The sequence below is a fragment of the Streptomyces sp. NBC_01013 genome (assembly GCF_045162765.1).
Taxonomy (GTDB): Bacteria; Actinomycetota; Actinomycetes; order Streptomycetales; family Streptomycetaceae; genus Streptomyces.
Window position 1 is genome coordinate 2,134,746 of sequence record NZ_CP108687.1, and the last position, 23,995, is coordinate 2,158,740.

Sequence of the window (23,995 nt, forward strand, 5' to 3'; positions counted from 1 at the left end):
GCTCTCTCCCCCACTGGTGTCCACTGGTGCTCCGCCGCCCTGCCCGGGCCCTCAGGAACCTTGCGGCCGGCGGGCGCTGTTGGTGTCGAGCCGGGGGCCCTTGGCGAGGAACTCCGACCAGGCGATCGGGACGAGGGCGGGCGTCACCTTCTCGTATCCGAGCCTGATCTGTGCCCTGCTGGGCTCGGGCCGCCCGTCGGGACCGTCCTCCGCACCGCCGGTGCCGATGTCGGACCGTTCGGCGTCGCTGTCGCCGTTCGCCTGAACCGCGTACCTCAGTCCGGTGTCGGTCACCAGGAAGAGTGAACCGTCCGGGCTGGTCTGCCCCTCCCGGACCTGGGTGTAGAGCAGCCCGCTGCCCGGGGTGACGTAGGTACTCGTGCCATCGGCACCGACGGAGGCGGGGTACGCGGCGCCGGCCCACGTGCTCAGCGTCGTACGACCCGTCCCGTCAGTGCGGCGCAGCACGTTGCAGACGGTGTCGCGACCGGCGGCGCCCGCCTCGGGGGCGTTGACACGGACGGCTCGGTGCGCGGGCCAGTGGGCCCCCTGGCCCGCGAACGGCTCGGATCCGGGGACGAAGTCCTGCAGGCCGGCCGGGCGCGCCTCGCCGGCCAGGTCGAGGGGCGCGGTCTGCGGGGAGTTGATCAGCAGCCAGGCGGTGAACTCGGAGACCGGCCTGACCTCGCCGTCGAGCACCACGTAATAGGCGATGCCCTCCCCGTTCCTGGTGCGCAGCACCGTGCCCACGCGGTTCTCCCGCGCGGACAGGTGGCCCTCGATGTGAGCCGGGGCGCCCACCTCGCCGGGGATCCGCGGGAAGGCGATCGGTCTGCCGTCGTGCAGCGTGGCCAGCCAGTCGTCGGTGACGGGCTGCGGCTGCGCGCTGCCGACCAGGGCGCCGGTGAGATGGCCGAGATCGGCCGCGGTCTCGTCGATGCGGTACTTGGTGCCGCGGGCGTCGACGAGGTAGCGGCTGCGGTCCTGCCCCCTGACGTAGAGGACCTGCCCACCGACGAGCCTGCCGGCGCCCTCGGTCAGCGCGTGGTCGCGCTCGGCGAGGACGAAGGCGGCCTTCTGCACGGTGTTGCCCCTGCCGCCCGGCTGCACACAGAGGGCCCATCGCTTGGCGGTGCCCGCGTCCTTCGCCTCGGGCAGCCGGTCGGGGGCGTACGGGATGCCGAGGACGGGTCCGCGCGGGGGCTTGCCCGCGTCGAGGATGCCGTCCGCGACCTGGACGACTCGGTAGTTCTGCGGGGTCAGCAGCAGCCGGGCCGAGGCGAGGTTCAGCACGGGGTGCAGCAGTGTCCTGCTGTGCGCGCCCTTGCCGGTGGTGAGCACCACGTAGCGGGTGGTCGACGTCTTGCCGACGATCACCCTGGTGCCGGGGGTGTCCCAGTCCTTGGGGGCGGCCGGCCTGAACATGCCGTAGGCGCCGAACCCCGCGAGGATCAGGGCGCCTGCGACAAGGCCCGGCAGGACGGCGCGCAGGGGACGCGGGGCGCCCTCGTCGGAACCGGTGGGCGAGGGCTGGAGGAACGCCGCCACCATGCGCCGCTTCTCGAAGGTGTACGCGTTGAGGTCGTCGCGCCGCGATGCCATGAGTCCGTCTCCCGTGTCCGACCGCGCGGCATCAGGAGCGACCGCGGCCGGTGTCCCGTACCGGACCCCCGATGCCGGACCGACTCCCCACTATGCCTGTCGATTCAGGGGTGTTGTGGGCCGGGTAGGGTGATTTACCCCGTCGGAGACCTCGACGGGGCAGGCCTGGCACGGGTCGGGCCGAGGGGCGCCGGGCCGGATGAACGGGAGGGTGCCGCGATGACGGCTTCCGCGACGCGGACGGTTCCGGCCCCGGACACCCGGCCTCCCCGATCCCCCCGCGCCGGAGCGCCCGAGGGCTCGTTACGCGGCGGCGGGGCAGGCATCGTGTGGGGCGGGCGAACCGGTGCGTTCGGGCCGTTGCGGCTGCACCAGCTCGTCCTGTTCGAGATCGCGGGGGCGCTGCTGCTGTGCGCCTGGGTCGTGGATCCGCTGCTGCCGGCCGTGGCGTCCGTGCCGGCCGCGCTGCTGGTGGCGTTCGCCGTCGTGCGCCGGCGGCGCCGCTCCCTCCCGGCGCTGTTGCACGCGGTACTCGCGCTGCGCGCTCGTCACCGCCGGGCCGCGTCGGCGGGACCGGTTACGGGAGCCGAACCGGGCCTCGCACCCGTGGTCGAGTGCGAACCGGCCCTGCGTACGTACTCGTTCGGGGGCCGCGACCGGCGTCCGGTGGGCATGATCGGCGACGGCACGTATCTCACGGCCGTCCTCCGGATCGACGCGGCCGGCACGGCGCTGCGGCCGGAGCGGTCCGCGCGTCCGCTCCCCCTGGCGCTCGTACGGGACGCCCTCGACGTCGACGGCATCCGGCTGGAGTCGGCTCAGATCGTGCAGCACACCCAGCCCGCGCCCGCACCGCATCTCCCGGTGGATTCGCTCCCGGCCCGCAACTACGCGCCCCTGCAGGGCCGGACGGGTTCCCCGGCGGTGCGGATCACCTGGGTCGCGCTGAGACTGGCCCCGGAACTCTGCCAGGAGGCCGTACGGGCGCGGGGCGGCGGCCTCACCGGTACGCAGAAGTGCCTGGTGCGCGCGGCCGACCAGCTGGCCGGCAGGCTTGCCGGTGCGGGGCTGTCCGCGACGGTGCTCACGGAGCAGGAACTCACCGCGGCGATCGCCACGTCCGCCTGTGCGAACCCGTCGGTCCCGGCCCGGGCGGGCCAGGACGGTGCGCCTGTACGCCGCACCCGGGAGACCTCGCGCACCTGGCAGTGCGACGACCGGATGCACACCACGTACTGGGTGCGCCGTTGGCCGGACCTGGGCGGGGGTGGCGCCGCGATGCCGCAGCTCGTCGCACTGCTCACCTCGGTACCGGCGCTGGCCACGACGTTCAGTCTGACGCTGGGGCGCGGTGACCGGCAGGAGACCACTCTCACCGGCCATGTCCGCGTCACCGGCCGCAACGATCAGGAACTCCGTTCCGCCCGGCACGAGTTGGAGCGCACGGCCGGTGGTGTGAAGACCTCGCTGGTGCGGCTCGACCGCGAACAGCTGCCCGGCGTGCTGGCCACCCTGCCCCTCGGAGGTACCCGCTGATGTCCGCACCCGTACGGGGCCGTGGGCGGCTCGGGTTCGGAGTGACCGGCCCGCGCCGCCCCCGGCACACGGTCCGGCCCGGTCAGTTGGAGTCGCTGGCCCTGCCGGTCGGCGACGACGGCGTGGTGATGGGCGTGGACGCCGAGGGGGCCCCGGCCGTGCTCGGCATCAACCGGCCCACTCCCTACGACGTCACCCTGATCGGGGGGCTGTGGACGGCGCAGGTGCTCGCTCTGCGGGCAGCGGCGACCGGCGCCCGGATCGTGGTCGAGACAGGGCGGCCCACGGTGTGGGCAGGGCTGGTGAGGGCCGCGGGCGGGGAGGGCTGCGGGATCGCGCTGCACGAGGTGGGGCGGGTGCCTCCGCAGGGCCCGTCGGCCGGATCGCCGGTCGTGGTGGTGCGGGACTGCGGCATGAGGCCACCGCGCGGGCGGGTCGCCTCCGGCCCGTGGCAGTCGGTGGTGACGCTCCTGCCGTATCTGAGTCCCGTCGCGTCGGGGCTGATGGAGAAGTCGTCCCTGGTCGGCATTCAACGGGTATCTCCCGACGAAGCAGAACAGGTCGGGCATCTCATGCGCCTGGGGCCCGGGGAGACGCGGTCCCTGACCACCCTGACGGACGGAGTCACCCTCTGGTGCACCCGCCGGGACCGCCGGTTCGTGATGATCCATCCGACCGATGCGGAATCGGGACTACTGGGCAGCGCCCGCCGAGTGGACTGAGGGCCCGCCCCGACGTGTGCGAATTGTTCAGATTCCCCTATGCAGATGTGCGTATTTGACCGCTTTACGCCCCACTCTCTGCCTTACTCAGTCCACTTGGGGGCAGTACATGACGTACGGGACGGCGGTCGCGGTGCCGTACGGCCTGCCGTGGCGAGCCCGATGGCGATTAGGGTGGGTCCGGGCGCGGCAGAAGAACCTGCGGGCAGGCAATGCGCGTCCCGGGGGGAGAGCCGGGCGGTTCGCACCAGGTCCTGTCCGGAGTTCCCCGTCGTCCGCGCGAAGCGCGGGCGCAGCGGCGGTCGGTGCGTGCGATCGGCGTGCGGTGCCGGACAGGTGGCTGAGCCGCCTTCCCGGGACACCGTGCGGCAGGCACGCGTACCGGTCGTCGGGGCGCGGACGGGGAGCTCCGGACAGGGCCTGGGGGAACGGTCGCCCCCACCCACCACGGCACAAGGGTGCTCGACCACACCAGGAGGCAAAGTGAACGGCGATCGGGACGAGATGCGCGGGGGCTGGAACACGCCCGTCGACGAGTCGTCCGACGCGGAGCCCGCCGAGATGACGGGTGAGTTCACCATCGACTACACCCCGCCCGCCTGGTACACGCAGAACGCGCCGGGCGACTCGTCGGGCGGGGCCGGAACACACCTGGCACCACCCCCGCCGCCCACCGGCGCCCCGGTGTCCGTGCCCGGGCTGCCCGCGGGGAGCGGTTTCGACCCCGACTGGACTCCTGCACCACCGGCACCGGCCCACGGCGCCGCCGGCCAACCTGCGCAGGGCGCGGCCGCTGCGAGCGATGCGCCCGACCCCTTCGGGGGCGGCGACGTGGAGAGCGGCGCGACCATGCGCTTCTCGTCCGCCGCGCTGAAGCGGGAGATCGCCGAACGCGAGGCCGCCGCGGGGACCGCCGCCGAGACGGGGGCCAACGGCCCCGCGACCGGTGCCGGGCCCGCCGGTGCCGACCCGACGGCCGGAGAAGCGGCGACGGATGCCCGCGCCGATGCCGGCTCCGGCCCGGACTCCGGGCGGGACCGCGCCACGCAGGACGGGGGGACCGGCGAAGATCCGGACGCCTCCCCGTCCGCTTCCCCGTCCTCCGCACTCCTCGCGTCGTCCGCGACCTCGTCCTCCGCATCGCTCCCCGCGCCCTCCGGCACCGCACCGGCCGACGCGCCTGCGGCTCCCGCCGGCACCGCACCGTCCGGCGGGTCGCTGTCCGACGGGCTGTCGTCGCCCGCCGCGGAGGAGGGGTCCCACGAGGCCGACAGCGACGAGCCTTCCGCCGTTCCGCCGGTGGACGGCGCCTCGGCCGACGCCACGAGTCCGGCCGACGCCACGAGTGATGACGACTCCGGCCACGCCCTCCGCTCCGACGAGCCCGCCGACGCCGCCGCCGCGAGCGCCGCGCCTTCGGACACCGCCCCCGCGGCGGCCCTCCCCCAGGCGCCCGACGTCGACGTGCCGTCCGGCAGCGTCCCTCAGGACGCGGCACCCGCCCCGTGGACCCCGGCGCCGCCAACGAACGGGCTGCCGCCCCTGCCGCCCTCCTTCCAGCCCGCGGCCCCCCAGCCGGCCGCACCTCAGCCGGCGTCTCACTGGCCCCCGCAGGCCCCGGCCGACGCGGGCCCGGGCGGCTACGGGTTCCCGCAGGCTCCGGCGGCCCAGGCCCCGCAGAACCCGCAGGCTCCCGCGTTCCCCCAGCAGGCCCACCCGGCCGCCCCGGCACCGCAGGGAGGGTACGGCTTCCCGCAGCAGCCGCACGCCCAGCAGGCCCTGCCAGAGGCGGCACTTCCGGCCCAGCTCCCGCCGCCGCCCGCACCTCAGGCACCTCAGTCACCTCAGGCGCACCAGTGGCCCGGTCAGCAGCAGGGTGCGGCACTGCCTCCGCTTGCGCCTCAGGCACCTCAGCTGCCTCAGGCTCCGCAGCAGCCGCAACCGCAGCCCCTGCCACAGCAGGGCGGATACGGATTCCCCCAGGGGGCCCAGCCGCCCGCCCAGGCCACCCCTCATCTGCCCGCGCAGGTCTCGCCGCAGCAGCCCCAGCCGTACGCGCAACAGCCGTATCCCCAGCAACTCCCGCAGCAGGGGCCCCCGCAGGGGCCGCCCGCCGACCCCAGGGCCGGGAGTGCCTGGCCCACTCCGGTCACCCATGACCAGCGCGAGCGTTCCGTGCCGGGCGCACCGCTCGGCTACACGGCCGCCGTGGAGCTCTCCTCCGACCGGCTCGTCCGGGGCAAGCAGAAGGCGAAGAGCAGCCGCACCCCGTCCGGCGCGTCCCGCTTCAAGCTGGGCGGCAAGAAGGAGGAGATCGAGCGGCAGCGCAAGCTGGACCTGATCCGCACCCCGGTGCTCTCCTGCTACCGCATCGCGGTGATCAGCCTCAAGGGCGGCGTGGGCAAGACCACGACCACCACCGCCCTCGGCGCGACCCTGGCCACCGAGCGGCAGGACAAGATCCTCGCCATCGACGCCAACCCCGACGCCGGCACGCTGGGCCGCCGGGTCCGCCGCGAGACCGGGGCGACCATCCGCGACCTGGTCCACGCGATCCCGCACCTCAACTCGTACATGGACATCCGCCGGTTCACCTCACAGGCGCCCTCCGGCCTGGAGATCATCGCCAACGACGTCGACCCGGCGGTCTCGACCACGTTCAACGACGAGGACTACCGGCGTGCGATCGAGGTGCTGGGGAAGCAGTACCCGATCATCCTCACGGACTCGGGCACCGGGCTGCTCTACAGCGCGATGCGCGGTGTACTGGACCTCGCCGACCAGCTGATCATCATCTCGACGCCCTCGGTCGACGGCGCGTCAAGCGCCTCCACCACGCTGGACTGGCTTTCGGCACACGGGTACGCGGAGCTGGTCCAGCGGTCCCTCACCGTCATCTCCGGAGTCCGCGAGACCGGAAAGATGATCAAGGTCGACGACATCGTCCAGCACTTCGAGACGCGCTGCCGCGGGGTGGTCGTCGTACCGTTCGACGAACACCTGTCGGCCGGCGCCGAGGTGGACCTCGACATGATGCGCCCGAAGACCCGGGAGGCGTACTTCCACCTCTCCGCCCTCGTCGCCGAGGACTTCGCGCGCGCCCAGCAGCAGCAGGGGCTGTGGACGTCGAGCGGCACCAACCCGCCGCCGCAGTACGCCCCTCCGATGCCGGGACAGCAGATGCAGGGCCAGCCGGTCCCCGGCCAGCAGCCCTACCCGCCGCAACAGCCCGGGCAGCCCTACCCGCCACAACAGCCCGGGCAGCCGTACCCGCCGCAGCAGCCCTACGGCGGGCAGCCGCAACAACACCAGCCCTACCCCCCGCAGCCGGCACCCGGAGCCGGACAGAACTGGCAGCAGTCACCGCCCCCGCAGGCGCAGTCGGCGGACGGCCGGACCGGCCCTCCGCAGCCCCAGCCACACGGCGGACAGCCAGGTCATCCTGGGCAGCCCGCCCACCCCGAACTCCAGGGCCCCGTCCCGCCCGCAGGGTGGCAGCAGCAGCCCCCGCAGCCGCCGCCAGCGCCTCAGCAGTAAGGCGTCAGAGGTCTGAACCAATGAGGGTCCGCATCGCTCCCGCGATGCGGACCCTCATTGCATTCCCGCAGACCACACGCCGTTTCGATGACCGTTGACGCGGCTCGACCACCGCTGATAAACCTTCGCTTCACCAGCTGGCGAACCACAGATCAACCCGCCTTCTCCGTGCGAGTCATGACGCGAGGTCCCTGACCATGGTCGAAAGAGTTCCACCGCCCGCAGCCGAGCCGCGCTCACGCCTGCGCATCCTCCTGGCCTCCGGCGCCGCCGCCCTTGCTCTCGCAGCCGGGTCCGTCGTGCCGGGCATGCCCTTCGGGGCCGGGCCCCAGCAGGCGCAGGCCGCCGACAGCGGCAACAAGACGCTGACCGTCGCGGTCGCGCAGAGCGTCGACTCCCTGAGCCCGTTCCTCGCCCAGAAGTTGCTGAGCACCAGCGTCTCCCGGCTGATGTACGACTTCCTGACGAACTACGACCCGAAGGACAATCACGCCGTCCCGGGACTCGCCACCAAGTGGGAGCCGTCGGCCGACAAGCTGACGTGGACGTACACCATTCGGTCCAATTCCAAGTGGTCTGACGGTCAGCAGGCCACCGCCGAGGACGCGGCCTGGACGTTCAACAAGATCATGACCGACGAGGGCGCCGCCCAGGCGAACGGAAGCTTCGTCACCAACTTCAAGAAGGTGACTGCTCCCAGCCCGACGAAGTTGGTCATCGAGCTCAAGGAACCGCAGGCCACGATGGCCGCGCTCGATGTCCCGATCGTCCCCAAGCACGTCTGGGAGAAGGTCCAGGACTTCTCGAAGTTCAACAACGACACGGACTTCCCCGTAGTGGGCAACGGGCCCTTCGTCCTGAGCGACTACAAGGTCGACCAGTACGTGAAGCTCAAGGCCAACAAGGACTTCTGGCGCGGCAAGCCCAAGTTCGACGAGCTGGTCTTCAAGACGTACAAGGACCAGGACGCCGCGGTCGCCGCGCTCCGCAAGGGCGAGGTCTCCTTCGTCGCCGGCTCGCCCGCGCTGACGCCCGCCCAGGCCGCGTCACTCAAGGGTGACGAGAACATCAAGGTCAACGAGGGTCCGGGCCGCCGCTTCTTCGCACTGGCCACCAACCCCGGTGCGCAGACCAAGGACGGCAAGAAGTTCGGCAACGGCAACAAGGCGCTGCTCGACCAGAAGGTCCGTCAGGCGCTCTTCCTGTCGATCGACCGCAAGACGATCATCGACAAGGTCTTCCAGGGCCACGCCGTCGAGGGCCAGGGGTACATCCCGCCGCGCTTCTCGGAGTACAGCTGGCAGCCGTCGGCGAGCCAGAGCCTCGCCTACGACCCCGCCAAGGCGGGACAGCTCCTGGACCAGGCGGGCTACGAGCTCAAGGGCGGCAAGCGCGTCGGCAAGGACGGCAAGGCGCTCGACCTGCGCATCCTGTGTCACGCCACGGACCCGAACGACAAGGCGATCGGCAAGTACCTCAAGGAGTGGTGGGGCAAGCTCGGCGTCGGTCTCAAGGTCGACTGCCTCGACGACGTCTCCGTGCCCTGGTACGCCGGTGAGTACGACCTCGCCTTCGACGGCTGGTCCGTCAACCCGGACCCGGACTTCGTCCTCGGCATCCACACCTGCGCGGCCCTGCCGACCAAGGCCAAGGCGAGTGCCGCCACGGACAACTTCATCTGCGACAAGACGTACGACGGGCTGTACAAGAAGCAGCTCGCCGAATACGACCCCGCCAAGCGGGCTGACCTCGTCGGGCAGATGCAGTCGTGGCTGTACGACTCCGGATACATGAGCGTCATCGCCTACCCGAACGCTGTCGAGGCCTACCGCACCGACCAGATCAAGTCGATCACGACCATGCCCGAGGCGGCCGGCAACATCTACGGCCAGGACGGGTACTGGAGCTGGTGGTCGGCCGTTCCGGCCGGCGGCGGTGACAGTGACAGCGACTCCGGTTCCAGTTCCACGGGCATCGTCATCGGCATCGTCGTGGCCGTGGTGGTCCTCGCCGGTGGCGGGTTCCTCCTCTCCCGGCGCCGCCGTACCAGCGCGGACGAGCGCGAGTAGTCCCGCGGACCGCGGGTAGTTCCCGCGGACGGGATGAGAGCGAACGGCGACGGGGTCCGGGCAGCCGGACCCCGTCGGCCGATCCCTCTAAGTGCAGCACGAGTAACGAGAGTTCCCATGACAGCTGACAGCACTCCGGCGCTCGTGAAGCAGGCGGACGCGGACACGGACGGTCCGGCTCCCGCCGCACCTCCGGCCGCCCGCGGCCCACGGGCGCGCAACACCCAGGCCTATCTGAAGTACGTGGCCGCGAAGATCGTCGGCGCGGCCGTCTCGCTGTTCGCCGTACTGGTCACGAGCTTCTTCCTCTTCCGGCTCATCCCCAGCGACCCGGTGAAGCAGATGACCGGCGGGCGACGCGTGTCGGCCGAGCAGCTCGACTCGCTGCGTCACCAGTTCGGCCTCGACCAGCCGATGTGGCAGCAGTTCACCAGCTACGTGGGTGACGCGCTCACCGGCGACTTCGGCACCTCCTTCCAGTACCACGCCCCGGTCATGGACAAGATCACCGAGGCGCTCCCGGCGACGCTGCTGCTCACCGGCACGGCGTACGTCCTCTACAGCGCGCTGGGCATCTGGCTCGGCACCCGTACCGCATGGCGCAACGGGTCGAAGAGCGACCGGTTCAACACCGCGCTCGCGCTCACGCTCTACTCCGTGCCCTCGTTCTGGCTCGGCCTGCTCCTGATCATCGTCTTCTCGGTGGGCGTCGGACCGATCCCGGGCATGTTCCCCACCGGCGGCCTGGAGTCGGGCAACGAGTCGGGCTTCGCCTACGTGCTCGATGTCGCGCACCACATGGTGCTCCCCGTGATCACCCTGGTCGCGGTCGGCTACGCACAGACGCTCCTCGTGATGCGCTCCTCGCTCCTGGACGAGATGGGCAGCGACTACCTGACGACGGCACGCGCGAAGGGGCTGCGCGACGACACGGTCCGCCGCCGGCACGCCGTCCCCAACGCGATGCTCCCGACCTTCACGCTGATGTTCGTCAACCTGGGCCATGTGGTCGCAGGACAGATCCTGGTGGAGACCGTGTTCTCCTGGCCGGGTCTCGGCGGGCTCTTCTACCAAGGGCTGAGCGTCCCCGACCTTCCGCTCGTCCAGGGGCTGTTCTTCGTCTTCGCCACCGCGGTGATCCTGGCGAACACCCTGGCCGATCTGCTGTATCCGCTGCTCGATCCCCGGGTGGGCCGATGACGACCGAATCCATGCCCGCCTCCACGCCGGGAGCCGAAGCCCCCGCACCCGAGGAGTCCGGGCCCGAGGCGGCCAAGAGCCCGGGCGCGCTGGCCCGGGCCCGCAAGCGGCGTTCCCTGGCCCGGTTCTGGCGGGAGTACCGCAGCCACCGGGGTGGCCTGTGGGGGCTCGGCGGGCTCGTGCTGATCGCGCTGATCGCGGTGTGCGCGCCCGTACTGACCGGCTCGGACGCACAGAGCGTCACCGAGGCTCCGGGTGGCGCACTGGAGTCGCCGAGCGCCGAGTTCCCGCTCGGCACCGACCAGTTCGGCCGCAGCGTCCTCGCCCTGCTGATCTGGGGGGCGCGCGTCTCGCTGACCGTGGGGCTGCTCGCGGCCTTCCTCTGCGTGGCCATCGGTACGGTGGTCGGGATCGTGGCGGGGCACTTCCGCGGCTGGTACTCGACGGTTCTGATGCGGGTCACCGACTGGTTCCTGGTGATGCCGACCCTGGTCCTGGCGATCGCGCTCGCCACCGTGATGGACCGCTCCCTGTGGACGGTCATCATCGCGATCGGCGTCACGACCTGGCCGACGACGGCGCGGCTGGTGCGGGCGCAGACCCTGGCCGTGGAGTCCCGCCCGTACATCGAGCGCGCCCGCGCGCTGGGCGGCGGGCACGGACACATCATGGTCCGGCACGTCCTGCCGAACGTGATGCCGCTGGTCCTCGCCCAGACCACGCTGGTGATCTCCAGCGCGATCCTCACGGAGGCCACCCTGGCCTTCCTCGGTCTCGGTGACCCGACCATCACCTCCTGGGGCGGCATGCTCCAGGACGCACGCGAAGCCGGCGCGGTGAGCGCGGGCGACTGGTGGTACCTGGCTCCGCCCGGCATCGCCATCGCGCTGGTGGCCCTGGCGTTCACGCTGTGCGGCCGCGCCATCGAGACCGTCCTCAATCCCAAGCTGGGGGTGGCCCGTTGAGCACGACGAGCATCCGCAAGACGCCTCTTCTCGAGGTACGCGATCTGACGGTGACGTACGCCGGAGGGGTCCAGGCGGTCCGCGGGGTGAACCTGGAGGTCGACGCGGGCAGGAAGCTCGGCATCGCCGGGGAGTCGGGGTGCGGGAAGTCGACGCTGGCGCTCGCGCTGCTGCGGCTGCTGCCTGCGGGCACGAAGGTCACCGGCGAGATCCTGCTGAACGGCGAGGACGTTCTCGCCATGAAGTGGGGTCAGGTCAGGGCCGTGCGCTGGGCGGGCGCCTCGATCGTCTTCCAGGGTGCGATGCACTCGCTGAACGCGGTGCACCGCATCGGCGACCAGATCGCCGAGCCGATCGTGCTGCACAAGAAGACGACGCAGGCCGCAGCCCGTAAGCGGGCGGGTGAACTGCTGGAGCAGGTGGGTCTGCCCGCCGCCCGGGGGGACGCCTATCCGCACGAGCTCTCGGGCGGACAACGGCAGCGCGTGATGATCGCGATGGCGCTCGCCTGCGACCCGGGTCTGATCATCGCCGACGAGCCGACAACAGCCCTCGACGTGATGATCCAGGCCCAGATCCTGCGGTTGATCGAACAGCTGGTCTCCGAGCAGGACCTCGGACTGATCATGATCAGCCATGACCTGGCGGTGCTCTCGGACACCTGCGACCGGCTCGCGGTGATGTACGCGGGACGGGTCGTGGAGCAGGGTCCGGCGTCGGAGGTCTACGAGCGGGCGCACCACCCGTACAGCAAGGCCCTGTCGGGCGCCTTCCCGCGGATCGGGGACCCGGCGTCCCGGTTCGCGCCCCGGGGGCTGCCGGGCGACCCGCCCGACCCGTCGGCGCTGCCGGCCGGCTGCACGTTCCATCCGCGCTGCGCGGTGGCCCTGGACTCCTGCACCACGCAGGACCCGGCGCTGCGGGCGGCGGGGCCGGGACGGGAGGCCGCCTGCGTGCTGGTGGGGCCGGAGGGGGCCCCGGCACAGCAGGGCGCCGAGGAAGCAAGGAGCACATCATGACCACCACCACGGACCTGCTCAGTGCGCGGGATCTCCGCATCTCGTTCCCCGGCAGGCACGGCGCCGAGCCGGCCCGTGCCGTGGACGGGGTCGACCTGGACATCAGGCCGGGCGAGATCGTCGCACTGGTCGGCGAGTCGGGGTGCGGCAAGACGACCCTGGCCCGTTCCCTGCTGGGCCTGATCACTCCGACGGGCGGGCAGGTCACCTTCGGCGGGAAGCCGCTCGACTACGGGAGCCGTGCGCTGAAGGCGTACCGCAAGCGGGTCCAGCTGGTGCTCCAGGACCCCAGCGGTTCGCTGAACCCGCGGCACACGGTGTACGACGCGGTGGCCGAGGGTCTGCGGATCCACCGGTACCCGGGCGACGAGCGCAAGGCCGTGGCCGATGCGCTGTCGCGGGCGGGGCTGCGGCCTCCGGAGCGGTTCTTCCTCCGCTACCCGCACGAGTTGTCGGGCGGTCAGCGGCAGCGGGTCGTGATCGCGGGCGCTCTGGTCCTGGAGCCGGAACTCATCGTCGCCGACGAGCCGGTGGCCTCCCTGGACGCCTCGGTGCGCGGTGAGATCCTGGCGCTGCTGCTGCGGCTCCGGGACGAACTGGGCCTGTCCGCACTGGTGGTCACGCACGACCTCGGCCTCGCGTGGAACATCGCGGACCGGGTGGCGGTGATGTATCTCGGCCGGATCGTGGAGACGGGGGACGTGGAGCAGATCCTCACGGCTCCGCAGCATCCGTATACCCAGGCACTGCTGTCGGTGCTGCCGGAGGCCGAGGGCGAACCGGTGGTGCTGACCGGTGAGCCGCCGGACCCGTCCAAGGTCCCGTCCGGCTGTCGCTTCCATCTGCGCTGCCAGGTCCTGGCCTCGGGTGAGGCGGAGCGGGCCGGTGTCGCCGATGCCTGCCGCACGAAGGACCTGCCGGTTCTCGCGGGTGGCGGGGAGACCCAGGTGGCGTGCCACTGGGCGGCCGCGACCGCAGCGGCGGTGGCGCCCGCGTAGGGGGTGCCGCGGTGGCGGCGGGCCCCTGGTTCCGGGGGCCTGTCCGTCACCGCTGTCCGTGGTGATGGATCGCGCCGGACAGTTCACCGAGCGGCTGTCCCGTGCCGCCCCAGCGCTGCTGGATGATCTCCGCGGCGATCGAGACGGCCGTCTCCTCCGGTGTCCGGGCACCGAGGTCGAGCCCGACCGGTGAGGAGAGCCGCGCCAGGTCGGCCTCGCTCACGCCCTCGTCCCGCAGCCGGGCCAGCCGGTCGTGGTGGGTGCGGCGGCTGCCCATCACCCCGATGTAGGCCGCCGGGGTACGCAGTGCGGCGACCAGCAGGGGCACATCGAACTTGGGGTCGTGCGTGAGTACGCACAGGACGGTGCGCGCGTCGACGTCCGTCTCCGACAGATAGGTGTGCGGCCAGGCGCGGACGACCTCGTCGGCGGTGGGGAAGCGCTCGCGGGTCGCGAAGGCCGGGCGGGCGTCGCACACGGTGACCCGGTAGCCGAGGAAGGACCCGATGCGGGCGGTCGCCGCCGCGTGGTCGATGGCGCCGAAGACGATCATGCGGGGCGGTGGCGCGTACGTCTGGATGAAGACGGAGACGTCCTGCATCCGGCGCTCGCCACGGATTCCGTACCACTGCCGGCCCGTCGCGCCCTGGGCGAGCAAGCCCCGGGCGTCGTCGGTGACAGCCGCGTCGAGCCCTTCGTTGCCCAGCGATCCCTCCGCGCCGTCCACCCGAACCACTCGTCGCGCGCCCGCGCGGGCGGCGTCGGGGAGGACAGTGGCCACCGCGACGGGTTCACCGCGTGCGACGGTTTCGCCCACGTCCCTGAGCCAGGTTCTGTCGGCCGCCGCGGCGAAGGGGGCGACGAGGACGTCGATGGTGCCGCCGCAGGTCAGGCCCACGCCGAAGGCCTCGTCGTCGCTGATCCCGTACGACCGCAGCTGTGGGGCGCCGGTGGCGAGCACCTCGCCGGCCACTTCGTACACCGCGCCCTCGACGCAGCCCCCGGAGACGCTGCCCGCCACCGTGCCGTCGGCGGTCACGGCCATCATGGCCCCGGGCGCCCGGGGAGCGCTGCCGCGCACGGAGACGACGGTCGCCAGCGCGAAGGGTGTCCCCGCCTCGTGCCAGGCGCGGAGCTCCGACAGCAGTTCACGCACGGTACGAACCTCCTCCGGGCCGGTACACCGGCCCCGACGCACCCCCGGGGTGAAGTCTGAGCACTCAGATAGCGAGTGCTACGAATTATGCACCTGATCCTGTCGTGTGGACGCCGTCAGGGCGGCACGGTCCGGCGGAGTCTGTTCCGCCGTCTCCAGTGAGCGTTCGAGCTTGCCGAGCAGCTGGCTCAGCCGGCGCCGTTCGGCGTCGGAGAGTTCGGCGAGCATCCGTTCCTCGTTGGCGAAGTGCGCGACGGCGACGACGTCGGCGACCTCGACTCCCCGCTCGGTCAGGCACGCGTACACGACCCTGCGGTCCTTCGCATCACGCTCCCGGGTCACCAGACCGGCCTTCTCCAGGCGGTCAAGCCGCAGCGTGATGCCGCCCGTGGTGACCAGCGCGATGTCCGCCAGCTGACCGGCCGTCTGTCGATACGGGGGCCCTGACCTGCGCAGAGCTGCCAACACATCGAATGAGGCCATGTTCAGGTCGAAGCATTCGAAGAGTTCGGACAGCAGCCCCTGGTACCGCAGGAAGCTGCGGTGGAGCCGGCCGAGCACCTCCATCGGCGAGGCGTCCAGGGTGGGGAGTTCGCGCTTCCACTGTTCCAGGACGAGGTCGACCGCGTCGGGGCGGCCGGATGCTCTACGAGTCATGTGCGATGGGAGGACGGTGCGTGCCGCGCCCCCCGTGCCTCCTTCCGGGCCCACCGCGCACGGTGCGGCGGTGAAGTCTTCACGATACAACCGGCGTCCGCCTCCGGATCCTCGCCGGGAACAATCCACGTAACATTTAAGTGCTTAGTCATTGACCGCTAAGGCACTTCTTCCTAGGGTCACCGCAACTCCTGTTCGCGGAAGGATCCACATGTCAATCGTGGCCAACGGCCCCGCCGTGAGCTCCGTCTCGGCCAGACTCGAACGCCTGCCGAGCTCTCGCTGGCACATCAAGGTCCGCACACTGATCGGTACCGTCACGTTCTTCGAGGCGTTCGACCAGTTGCTGACCGCCTCCGCGCTGCCCGTCCTGACCGAGCAGTGGAAGCTGAGCACCGGCCAGGGCACGATGATCGTCACCAGCGGCTCCGTCGGCATGCTGCTCGGCGCACTCGTCGCCGGCTGGCTCGGCGACCGGATCGGCCGGGTGAACACCGTCGCCCTGGGTGTCGCCGTGACCGCGCTGGCGAGCCTCGCCGTCGCGTTCTCCCCCGGCTTCACTCTGTTCACCCTGTTCCGGTTCGTCCAGGGCCTCGGCATCGGCGGTGTCGTGCCGGTCGCCGCCACGTACATCAACGAGATCGCCCGGGCCGAGCACCGCGGCCGGTTCGTACTGCTCTACGAACTCATCTTCCCGGCCGGCCTCGCGACGGCCACACTCGTCGCGAGCTGGGTGGTGCCGAGCTTCGGCTGGCGGGTGATGTTCGTGATCGGCGCCCTGCCCGTCCTCCTCGTCGTCGTCCTGCGACGCCAGGTGCCCGAGTCACCCCGCTGGCTGCTCTCCCGGGGCCGGGTCACCGAGGCCGAACAGGTCATCGCCCGGATCGAGAAGGACGTGGCGAAGTCGACCGGCGCCCCGCTCCCCGAACCCGGCCCGGCGACGGCCGTCGAGACCTCCCGGGGCGGGCTGCGGGACCTCTTCACGGGCCGCTACCTGCGGCGCACGGTCGTGGTGTCGGCGCTGTGGTTCGTGGCGTACTACGTCAACCACGGCATCGCGACCTGGCTGCCGTCGCTCTACACCAAGGAGTTCGGCCTCGATCTGCGTACCGCGCTCAACTACGCACTGCTGAGCAATGTGACCGGTCTGATCGGGTGTCTGCTGGTCGCGCTCGTCATCGACAAGGTGGGACGGCGGGTGTCCCTGACCGTCGGTCTCGGCGGGGCGGCCGTCGCCCTGCTCTCGCTGGCCGTCTCCGGTGCCACGTCCGGTGGCCAGGTCGCGGCGTGGGCCTCGGTCTCCACGCTCTTCGTCTTCGCCACCAACGTGAGCCTCTACCTCTACACACCTGAGCTCTACCCGACCCGGAGCCGGGCGCGCGGGGCGGCGTTCGGCGGCGTGTGGAACCGGCTCGGGGTCATCCTCGGACCGATCGTGGTCGGCGCGATCATCAGCTCGGGCGCCGGACTGACCATGGTCTTCACCCAGCTGGGCTGCGTCGCGGTGGTGGGCGCGGTGATCGCACTGTTCGCCGTGGAGACCAAGGGGAAGACCCTGGAGGAACTCAACAGCTGAGCAGCACCCGCACTCCAACGGCTCCGGCCGGGACCGCGTGACCGCGGGTCCCGGCCGGAGCCGTTGGGGCGAGGTGAGGTGCGCGAGCCGTCAGACCCGGTCGTACGCGGAGATCAGCTCGCTGCACCGCTTCACATCCGCGGCCATCGCCACGAGCAGATCGTCGATGGAGTCGAACTTCAGCATGCCGCGCACGTACGCGAGGAAATCCACGGCGACGTGCAGGCCGTACAGGTCGAGGCCGACGCGGTCGATCGCATACGCCTCCACCGTCCGCTCCGTGCCGTCGAACTGCGGGTTGGTGCCGACCGAGATCGCGGCAGGCATCGCCTCGCCGTTCACGTGCAGCCAGCCCGCGTACACGCCGTCGGCGGGGATCGCGGTGTGCGGCAGGGTCTCCACGTTCGCGGTGGGGAAGCCGAGTTCGCGGCCGCGCTGCGCGCCGCGGACGACGATGCCCTCGACGCGGTGCGGACGGCCGAGGATCTCCGCGGCACCGGCCACGTCCCCCTCGCCGACCAGGCGCCGGGTGAGGGTCGAGGAGAACGGCTCGCCACCGCCCGCCTCACCGCGCACCCGGAGATCGATGACCTCGACGCGGTAGTCGTAGGTGTCGCCGAGCTCGGTGAGCAACTGCACGTTTCCGGCGGCCTTGTGACCGAACCGGAAGTTGGGGCCCTCGATGACGAGCTGTGCGTGCAGCTTGTCGACGAGCACCTTCACGATGAAGTCGGCCGGAGCGAGCCTCGAGAACTCGGTGGTGAACGGCAGGATCAGCACCGCGTCCACGCCGAGTTCGGCCATGAGCTCGGCACGACGGTGGTGCGGGGCGAGCAGCGGTGGATGGCTGCCGGGCCGGACGACCTCGCTGGGGTGCGGGTCGAACGTCACGACGACCGACGGCACCCCCAGCTCGCGCGCCCGCTCGACGGCCCTGCCGATGATCAGCTGGTGTCCGCGGTGCACCCCGTCATAGGAGCCGATGGTGACGACGCTGCGTCCCCAGTCCTGGGGGATGTCCTCCAAGCCACGCCAGCGCTGCACTCTGACCGCTCCTCGCCCGAACCTGTGTACGTGGGTCTGTCTCTTACGCAGGTCTAAGACTGCCATGCTCACGCCCTGCGGCCTGCATCGGCATGGTCATCGGGGCTCCGAGCGCCTCCACGGTCCGCCGCGCGCTGGGGCCGATGACCGCCGCCCACTCCTGCGGGGCCTCGGCCAGCCACCCGATGACCAGGGCGCCGAACCCGGGCACCTCACGGGCCTGTGCGACCAGCCGGCGATCGAACAGAGCGGCCCCTTCGGGGGTACGGACCAGCAGCATCCCGATGCGGTGCACCAGGGCCCGGGTGCGGGCCGGCGACCGTCCCGCACAGCCGGTCGCGGCGGCCCGCAGCAGTGCTTCCAGCACGACGGGGTCCCGGTGGCCGCCGCCCTGCTCGAAGTCCAGCAGCACCTCCAGCAGGGTGTCCCGCAGTTGCTGGGACGCGGGGCTGCCGGGCGAGGCCAGTACCCCGGCGAGCGCCCCCCGCACCGGTGCGGGCGCCGGGCGGTCCCGCAGCAGTCCGGTCAGCAGCGGCAGCAGCAGGGCCCGGGCGGCGGGCCCGTGCTCCAGCCTGCGGTCGAAGTACGCGGCGGCGTGCGAGGTGTCACCGGGGTGACTGTCGACATAGGCGCGTACGAGGCCGGCGGTGTGCAGGGCCAGCGCGGGAGCATCGATTCCGGCGAGCGCGCGAAGCACCTCACCCGCGTCGTCGCCGGGCCGCCCGAGCCGCTCGCGGTACGCGGCCAGCACCGGCTCCGGATGGGTGGGCAGCGCGACGGCGAGGGCGGCGGCGGACACCTTCGGCCCGGTGGCGTTCGCGGTGAAGGCTCGGAGGGCCTGCGGCAGACAGCGGTCCCGGGTCTGCGGATCGGCCACGAGCAGGGCGAGCACGGTCCCGTGCAGATCGGCGTCGGCGGGGCGGGCCAGCAGGGCGAGGGCGGCACGGCGCAGCAGAACACGGTCCGCTTCGCGGGTCAGCTGTGGGGCGACGAGCGCTCCGTACGAGGCCGCCGCGATCCGGCGGGCCCGGCGGTCGTCGTCGCGTGACCACCGCTCGACGGCCCGGCAGAGCGCCGCCGGTTCGTCCTCGGCCAGCGCGGCGAGCAACTCGTCGGCGCGCGGGTGGCCGCACGAGACGAGCGCATCGGTCAGATCGTCCACGGCGAGGTCGCGGCGGGCGTGGAGGAGGGCCTGCGCGGCCGCCGCGACGGTGGGCCGCGGGACGACACCCTCCTCGGCCGCGAGCGGGCGCTCGTCGGTGAACCAGGCGCACAGGAGCGGCTGGAGCGCCCGTGGATGGGCGGCGAGGCGGCGGGCCACGGCGTCCAGGAACCGCCCACCACCCTCGTTCTCGCCGCGGGGTGGCCCGTCGGCGGGGACGAGCCGCCGGAACAGATCCATCCGGTCCGACTCGGGCAGCCGCAGCCGCCGCCAGAACCACGGCCCGAACTCGGCGTACGCGCCCCGCGCCCCGGTACCGCCGGCATCGGCCGAGCTGCGGACGATGCGTCCGGCGAGCAGCCGGAGCACTCCGAGGTGCGGCCGGGCGTCGGGGACCTTCAGCAGCGTCTCGGACAGCAGATGAACGCTCCACCAGCGCGCGTCGGGGAACGCCGCGCCGCTGCCGCCCTCGCCTCCCCGGGCGCCCCCGGAGGCGTGAGCAACGTCCCCCGCCGACAGCCGGTCCAGCGCCTCGATCAGGTCGGCCAGCCGGTGGGCCAGCGCGGCCGGGCCCTGGCGGCGGCCCAGGAGGAGGAGTGCCTGGATCACCGGGCCGATCCGGTGGCGCGGCACGGGAAGGCTGTGCGGCTGCTGCCGCGCGGGCGCCTCCGAAGCCGCCGGCCCGCCCGCTCGGCGGGGATGTGGCACCCGGGCCCGGCCGTCCGCCGCCGAACCGGCCGCGGCGTCCGCGTGCCACCGGTGCACCAGCGCCCGCAGTGCCGCGTCCAGGTCGAGATGGGCCCCCTGGATCCAGTCCCCCAGCTCCTCGTGCGCGAACCGGTACCCGGCTCCCGCCGGGACCAGCAGGCCCTCGGTCAGTACCGCCGACGCCCAGCCGGTGCGCCACGGGAAGACCTCCTCGAACGCGGCCCGGTCCAGCTCGCCCTGCCCGGGTCCCAGGCAGCGCCGGGCCGCCTCGTGGACCTGGCCCGCCACCCGGGCCGCCAGCCGCCGCACCGCCGTGCCGTGCGGCGCGGGCCGCCACTGGGCGGCGATCCGGACCGCGATGCGCAGGCACATGAGGTCCAGGTGGGCGCCGAAGACCTCTTCGGTGTCGGGTCGGCCCTCCGTGCCCGTGGGCAGGGCCTCGCGTACTTCCGCGAGCAGCCGCAGCGTGAGCGGGTGCCGATCGTGGCCGACGGCGAGCGCGTCGGGCGGGAGGGAGTACCGCTCGCGGGCCCGTTCGGCCTGGCTCACGGTCAGGTCGCCGATGCGGAGGGCTGACGGGAGCCGCCTGGCGGGGCGGGCCGGTCGGTGCAGCGTGCCGGGCGGGCAGAGGGCGCCGGCGGTCTCCCAGTGCTCGGGCCGGCAGGCGACGACCAGTCGGGCATCGTGCTCCCGCAGCCAGTTGACCGTCGCCGCGGTCCACCCGGCCGGCCGGTGCGCCAGGACGGGCGGCATCTCCTCGGGGCCGTCCAGCAGGACGAGCAGCGGGCTGCCGGCGTCCGCGGCCAGCTGGGCGACCCGCTCCGGGGTGGCGGACGCCATGTCCCCCACGGCTCCGGCGGCCGTGACGATGCGCCCGGCCTGCCGGAGCGTGCGGGCGATCGCGTCGGCGATGGAGGTGTCGTCGGCCAGCAGATCGGCGCCGCGCAGCCACAGGGTGAGCGCGGGCACCGGACCGCGGGCCCGCCGGGCGGCGAGCGCGGCCAGCTCGGTGGTGCGTCCGGTGCCCGGCGCTCCGACCAGGCCCAGGACCACCGCAGGTGCTCTTTCGCCCTGGTCGCCGCCGGCCGCCGCGAAGGCGTGGAACTCCGCGAGGGCGTCGGGCCGTTCCACCGGGTCGGGCCAGGCGCTCGGGCCGCCCGCCGATCCGACCGACATGGCGGTGAGCTGGAGCGCCCCCGCCGCGTTCAGGTCGACTCCGAATCCGGGGACCCCGGTCGCGTTGCGCCGCAGGAGCTCGCCCAGCCGGCCGTCCCGGCCCGGGCCCGTCAGGGGCACCGCGCATCCGGCGGCGGCGTGCCCGGTGCGCAGGGCGGTGCCCAGGACGGCGAGGACGGCCCCGGTCTCCGGGTCCAGGACGGGCCCGCCCACGGCCGCGCCGCCGAGCCGGATCGCGTCGCTGCCATCCGTACCGAGGGCCAGTTCCAGCGCACCGATCGTGTGGGTGCGGCCGCCGGCGGTGTACGCCACCGAGGTTGCGCCGAGGACGCGCGCCTCGCGCCAGCCGTGCGCGGCGATCGTCACATACGTACCGGCGTCGATCCGCTCCCGCGGGGCGATCGGAAGGGGCGGCACACCGAGCGTGTCCGGCCCGCCGGTGGGCAGGAGCGCGAGGTCCAGTTCCGGCAGGGCGGTGATGTCAGGGGCCTCGACGCGGCAGCTTCGGCCGTCCGAACCGTGCAACAGGAGGTACGAGAGGCCGTCGACCGCTTCGTGACTGGTCACGACCGTGCCCCGGTCGTCCGCGACGAAGCCCGTCCCCCGCGGCCGGCCCGCCGGATCGCACAGTCGTACCAGCCTCGCCCGGTCCCCGCATCCCATGATCCGACGTTAGGACGGCGGTGATCGGCGCGCGTAGCGATCGGGGTAAAAGCGCCCTGTTTGCACCCCCGATTCACTCCGAGCGCCTGCCCGTTGGGGTGAATCGGTGGCGTTCGCCGGACAGACTCCAGTGGGGGGTCGTGGAGCGGGCAGCGGGGGTGGTTTGCCGATCAGGGCCGGTACGGCCGTTCGGCGAACCACCCCCGGGGCCCTGCCCGCTCCACGACGAGGGCCTGGACGGGCCCCGGGTGTCAGGCGAAGACGGCGAGGCTCCTGGCCTTGCCCTTCTGCTCCTCGACGAGAACCAGGAACTGCCCGTCGGGCCCGAAGACCGCGACCGGACCCGGCGGGTACGCGGGCATGTCGAGCCGCACGCCGTTGAGCAGCAGCTTGGCCCGCTTCTCGTCGACGTCCCAGCGGGGGAACGCCGAGTCGGCGGCCTCGGCCACCGGCATCACGACGAGCTCTTCCTGGTGCTGGTCGAGGGTCCGTGCCCCGTCGAGACCGTACGGACCGACGCGGGTGCGGCGCAGGGCGGTCAGATGCCCGCCCACTCCGAGCCCGGCGCCGAGGTCGCGGGCGATGGCCCGGATGTACGTACCCGAGGAGCAGACCACCGAGACGACGAGGTCGACCACCGGGGTGCCGTCCTCCGCGACGGCCTCGCGGACGTCGTAGACGTTGAAGGACGAGATGGTCACCGGACGGGCCGGGATCTCGAACTCCTCGCCACCGCGCACCCGCGCGTAGGACCGCTTGCCGTCGATCTTGATGGCGCTGACCTTGGACGGCACCTGCATGATCGCGCCGGTCAGAGCGGCGACCCCCGCGTCGATGCCCGCGCGTGACACGCCGGAGGCGTCCGTGGACGAGGTGATCTCGCCCTCCGCGTCGTCCGTGACGGTGTCCTGGCCGAGCCGGATCGTACCGAGGTACTCCTTCTCGGTCAGCGCGAGGTGGCCGAGGAGCTTGGTGGCCTTCTCGACGCCGAGTACGAGCACGCCGGTCGCCATCGGGTCCAGCGTGCCGGCGTGGCCCACGCGACGGGTCCGGGCGATACCGCGCATCTTGGCGACGACGTCGTGCGAAGTGAAGCCGGACGGCTTGTCGACGATGACAAGGCCGCTCTCCCGTCGCCCGCCGCCACCCTTGCCCGAGGTCGCTGCGCTCCCGCTCCCTTCCTGGGGCGTTTTGTTCTGCGTCATGCGGAAGGTGAGTCCTCGTCCTCGTCCTCGTCCTCCGGCTTGCGGTACGGGTCCGCGTCGCCCGCGTACGTGGCGCCCGAGGACGCCTCGCGCACCTTGGCGTCCGAGGCCCGTGCCCGGTCGAGGAGGTCCTCGATCGCCTTGGCGTTCTCGGGCAGCGCGTCCGCCACGAACGAGAGGGTGGGGGTGAACTTCGTCCCCGCCGCGGAGCCGACCGCGGAGCGCAGGATGCCCTTGGCGCTCTCCAGGCCCGCCGCCGCGCTCGCCCGCTCCTCGTCGTCGCCGTAGACCGTGTAGAAGACCGTGGCCTCCCGCAGGTCGCCGGTGACGCGGGTGTCCGTGATGGTCACGTGCGTACCCAGGCGCGGGTCCTTGATCCCACGCTGCAGTTTCTCGGCGACCACCTCCTGGATGAGGTCCGCCAGCTTCTTAGCCCGCGCGTTGTCGGCCACTGGTCCGTCTCCTTCTCGCTTTGCACCGACCGGGAATCGGGGGCGGCGTCGCGGGGGCGGGTGCGTGCGGCTGCGGCGTTGTCGTCAATCCCCATGGCTCCGCCATGGCTCAATCCTCCGCCTCGCAGCCGCACGCACCCGGCGCCGCTCCTTCACCCACCCCCCGATTCCCGGTCGGTCCTATTCATCGTCTTCGTCGCTGTGCAGCCGCCGCCGTACGGACAGCAGCTCCACTTCCGGCCGGCCTGCGACCAATCGCTCGCACCGGTCGAGTACGTCTGTGAGGTGTCCGGTGTCCCCGGAGACCACGGCGAGGCCGATCTCGGCCCTGCGATGGAGGTCCTGACCGCCCGTCTCCGCCACGCTCACCGCGTACTTGCGCTGGAGCTCGGCAACGATCGGACGGACTATGGAGCGCTTCTCCTTCAGCGACCGTACGTCGCCGAGAAGCAGATCGAAGGACAGTGTCCCCACATACATGTATGTCCGGATGTCCCGCCGGTTCGGGTTCGCGCCCCGCCGGTGATTGGCAGGGACACAAGAACCGT

At 72.3% G+C, this 23,995-nt stretch carries 17 protein-coding genes; 9 read left to right on the forward strand and 8 right to left on the reverse strand.

Features of this window, described 5'->3' with window-relative positions:
• Positions 1 to 51 precede the first annotated feature (51 nt).
• Positions 52 to 1,602 carry a type VII secretion protein EccB gene (eccB, locus tag OG538_RS09075; RefSeq protein ID WP_406091901.1) on the reverse strand — a complete coding sequence of 517 codons (1,551 nt, stop codon included), beginning with the start codon at positions 1,600 to 1,602 and terminating at the stop codon, positions 52 to 54.
• 219 nt (positions 1,603 to 1,821) lie between these two features.
• On the opposite strand from eccB, the gene eccE reads away from it, so the two are divergent.
• The 8 genes from eccE to OG538_RS09115 all read left to right on the forward strand — a co-directional run bounded on the left by eccE (position 1,822) and on the right by OG538_RS09115 (position 13,648).
• Positions 1,822 to 3,138, forward strand: coding sequence for a type VII secretion protein EccE (gene eccE / locus OG538_RS09080; protein WP_406091903.1), 1,317 nt, complete (start codon positions 1,822 to 1,824; stop codon positions 3,136 to 3,138).
• Entirely contained in the window at positions 3,138 to 3,860 is a 723-nt protein-coding gene (locus OG538_RS09085; protein WP_406091905.1) for a hypothetical protein, read from the forward strand. The genes eccE and OG538_RS09085 overlap by 1 nt, the downstream gene beginning before the upstream one ends.
• 483 nt (positions 3,861 to 4,343) lie before the next feature.
• Positions 4,344 to 7,397 carry an SCO5717 family growth-regulating ATPase gene (locus OG538_RS09090; protein ID WP_406091907.1) on the forward strand — a complete coding sequence of 1,018 codons (3,054 nt, stop codon included), beginning with the start codon at positions 4,344 to 4,346 and terminating at the stop codon, positions 7,395 to 7,397.
• Between the two features lie 197 nt (positions 7,398 to 7,594).
• The gene (locus OG538_RS09095; RefSeq protein ID WP_406091908.1) at positions 7,595 to 9,466 is read left to right on the forward strand and encodes an ABC transporter substrate-binding protein; all 1,872 of its coding nucleotides are present in this window, start codon (positions 7,595 to 7,597) and stop codon (positions 9,464 to 9,466) included.
• A gap of 117 nt (positions 9,467 to 9,583) precedes the next feature.
• Complete coding sequence (locus tag OG538_RS09100) at positions 9,584 to 10,666, forward strand: ABC transporter permease (RefSeq protein ID WP_406091910.1); 1,083 nt, start codon at positions 9,584 to 9,586, stop codon at positions 10,664 to 10,666.
• Complete coding sequence (locus OG538_RS09105; RefSeq protein WP_406091912.1) at positions 10,663 to 11,631, forward strand: ABC transporter permease; 969 nt, start codon at positions 10,663 to 10,665, stop codon at positions 11,629 to 11,631. The genes OG538_RS09100 and OG538_RS09105 overlap by 4 nt, the downstream gene beginning before the upstream one ends.
• Positions 11,628 to 12,650 carry an ABC transporter ATP-binding protein gene (locus OG538_RS09110; RefSeq protein WP_406091914.1) on the forward strand — a complete coding sequence of 341 codons (1,023 nt, stop codon included), beginning with the start codon at positions 11,628 to 11,630 and terminating at the stop codon, positions 12,648 to 12,650. The genes OG538_RS09105 and OG538_RS09110 overlap by 4 nt, the downstream gene beginning before the upstream one ends.
• Positions 12,647 to 13,648 (forward strand): oligopeptide/dipeptide ABC transporter ATP-binding protein, encoded by a 1,002-nt coding sequence (locus OG538_RS09115; RefSeq protein WP_406091916.1) that lies wholly within the window; start codon positions 12,647 to 12,649, stop codon positions 13,646 to 13,648. The genes OG538_RS09110 and OG538_RS09115 overlap by 4 nt, the downstream gene beginning before the upstream one ends.
• Before the next feature lie 46 nt (positions 13,649 to 13,694).
• On the opposite strand, the gene OG538_RS09120 is transcribed toward OG538_RS09115, so the two are convergent.
• Positions 13,695 to 14,804 (reverse strand): XdhC family protein, encoded by a 1,110-nt coding sequence (locus tag OG538_RS09120; RefSeq protein ID WP_406091918.1) that lies wholly within the window; start codon positions 14,802 to 14,804, stop codon positions 13,695 to 13,697.
• A gap of 78 nt (positions 14,805 to 14,882) precedes the next feature.
• Complete coding sequence (locus tag OG538_RS09125) at positions 14,883 to 15,461, reverse strand: MarR family winged helix-turn-helix transcriptional regulator (RefSeq protein ID WP_406091920.1); 579 nt, start codon at positions 15,459 to 15,461, stop codon at positions 14,883 to 14,885.
• Between the two features lie 211 nt (positions 15,462 to 15,672).
• Here OG538_RS09125 and OG538_RS09130 point away from each other — a divergent pair, with 211 nt between their 5' ends.
• A complete protein-coding gene (locus OG538_RS09130) occupies positions 15,673 to 17,037 on the forward strand; it encodes an MFS transporter (RefSeq protein WP_406091921.1) in 1,365 nt (454 codons plus the stop codon).
• Positions 17,038 to 17,127: 90 nt separating this feature from the next.
• Here OG538_RS09130 and OG538_RS09135 read toward each other — a convergent pair whose 3' ends face one another.
• The 5 genes from OG538_RS09135 to OG538_RS09155 all read right to left on the reverse strand — a co-directional run bounded on the left by OG538_RS09135 (position 17,128) and on the right by OG538_RS09155 (position 23,927).
• Complete coding sequence (locus OG538_RS09135) at positions 17,128 to 18,081, reverse strand: bifunctional riboflavin kinase/FAD synthetase (RefSeq protein WP_406091923.1); 954 nt, start codon at positions 18,079 to 18,081, stop codon at positions 17,128 to 17,130.
• A gap of 43 nt (positions 18,082 to 18,124) precedes the next feature.
• The gene (locus tag OG538_RS09140; protein WP_406091925.1) at positions 18,125 to 21,790 is read right to left on the reverse strand and encodes a trypsin-like peptidase domain-containing protein; all 3,666 of its coding nucleotides are present in this window, start codon (positions 21,788 to 21,790) and stop codon (positions 18,125 to 18,127) included.
• A gap of 251 nt (positions 21,791 to 22,041) precedes the next feature.
• On the reverse strand, positions 22,042 to 22,995 hold the full coding sequence (truB, locus tag OG538_RS09145; RefSeq protein ID WP_406091927.1) for a tRNA pseudouridine(55) synthase TruB: 954 nt from the start codon (positions 22,993 to 22,995) through the stop codon (positions 22,042 to 22,044).
• Entirely contained in the window at positions 22,992 to 23,447 is a 456-nt protein-coding gene (rbfA, locus tag OG538_RS09150) for a 30S ribosome-binding factor RbfA (RefSeq protein WP_406091929.1), read from the reverse strand. Before rbfA ends, truB begins: the two co-directional genes overlap by 4 nt.
• Before the next feature lie 180 nt (positions 23,448 to 23,627).
• Positions 23,628 to 23,927, reverse strand: coding sequence for a DUF503 domain-containing protein (locus OG538_RS09155; RefSeq protein ID WP_406091931.1), 300 nt, complete (start codon positions 23,925 to 23,927; stop codon positions 23,628 to 23,630).
• Between the last annotated feature and the right edge of the window lie 68 nt (positions 23,928 to 23,995).

What these genes read in the sequence shown, in the direction of transcription:
- eccB (WP_406091901.1), bottom strand. Translation starts at nt 1,602, where the DNA reads ATGGCATCGCGGCGCGACGACCTCAACGCGTACACCTTCGAGAAGCGG.
- eccE (WP_406091903.1), top strand. Translation starts at nt 1,822, where the DNA reads ATGACGGCTTCCGCGACGCGGACGGTTCCGGCCCCGGACACCCGGCCT.
- OG538_RS09085 (WP_406091905.1), top strand. Translation starts at nt 3,138, where the DNA reads ATGTCCGCACCCGTACGGGGCCGTGGGCGGCTCGGGTTCGGAGTGACC.
- OG538_RS09095 (WP_406091908.1), top strand. Translation starts at nt 7,595, where the DNA reads ATGGTCGAAAGAGTTCCACCGCCCGCAGCCGAGCCGCGCTCACGCCTG.
- OG538_RS09100 (WP_406091910.1), top strand. Translation starts at nt 9,584, where the DNA reads ATGACAGCTGACAGCACTCCGGCGCTCGTGAAGCAGGCGGACGCGGAC.
- OG538_RS09105 (WP_406091912.1), top strand. Translation starts at nt 10,663, where the DNA reads ATGACGACCGAATCCATGCCCGCCTCCACGCCGGGAGCCGAAGCCCCC.
- OG538_RS09115 (WP_406091916.1), top strand. Translation starts at nt 12,647, where the DNA reads ATGACCACCACCACGGACCTGCTCAGTGCGCGGGATCTCCGCATCTCG.
- OG538_RS09125 (WP_406091920.1), bottom strand. Translation starts at nt 15,461, where the DNA reads ATGACTCGTAGAGCATCCGGCCGCCCCGACGCGGTCGACCTCGTCCTG.
- OG538_RS09130 (WP_406091921.1), top strand. Translation starts at nt 15,673, where the DNA reads ATGTCAATCGTGGCCAACGGCCCCGCCGTGAGCTCCGTCTCGGCCAGA.
- OG538_RS09140 (WP_406091925.1), bottom strand. Translation starts at nt 21,790, where the DNA reads ATGGGATGCGGGGACCGGGCGAGGCTGGTACGACTGTGCGATCCGGCG.
- truB (WP_406091927.1), bottom strand. Translation starts at nt 22,995, where the DNA reads ATGACGCAGAACAAAACGCCCCAGGAAGGGAGCGGGAGCGCAGCGACC.
- OG538_RS09155 (WP_406091931.1), bottom strand. Translation starts at nt 23,927, where the DNA reads ATGTATGTGGGGACACTGTCCTTCGATCTGCTTCTCGGCGACGTACGG.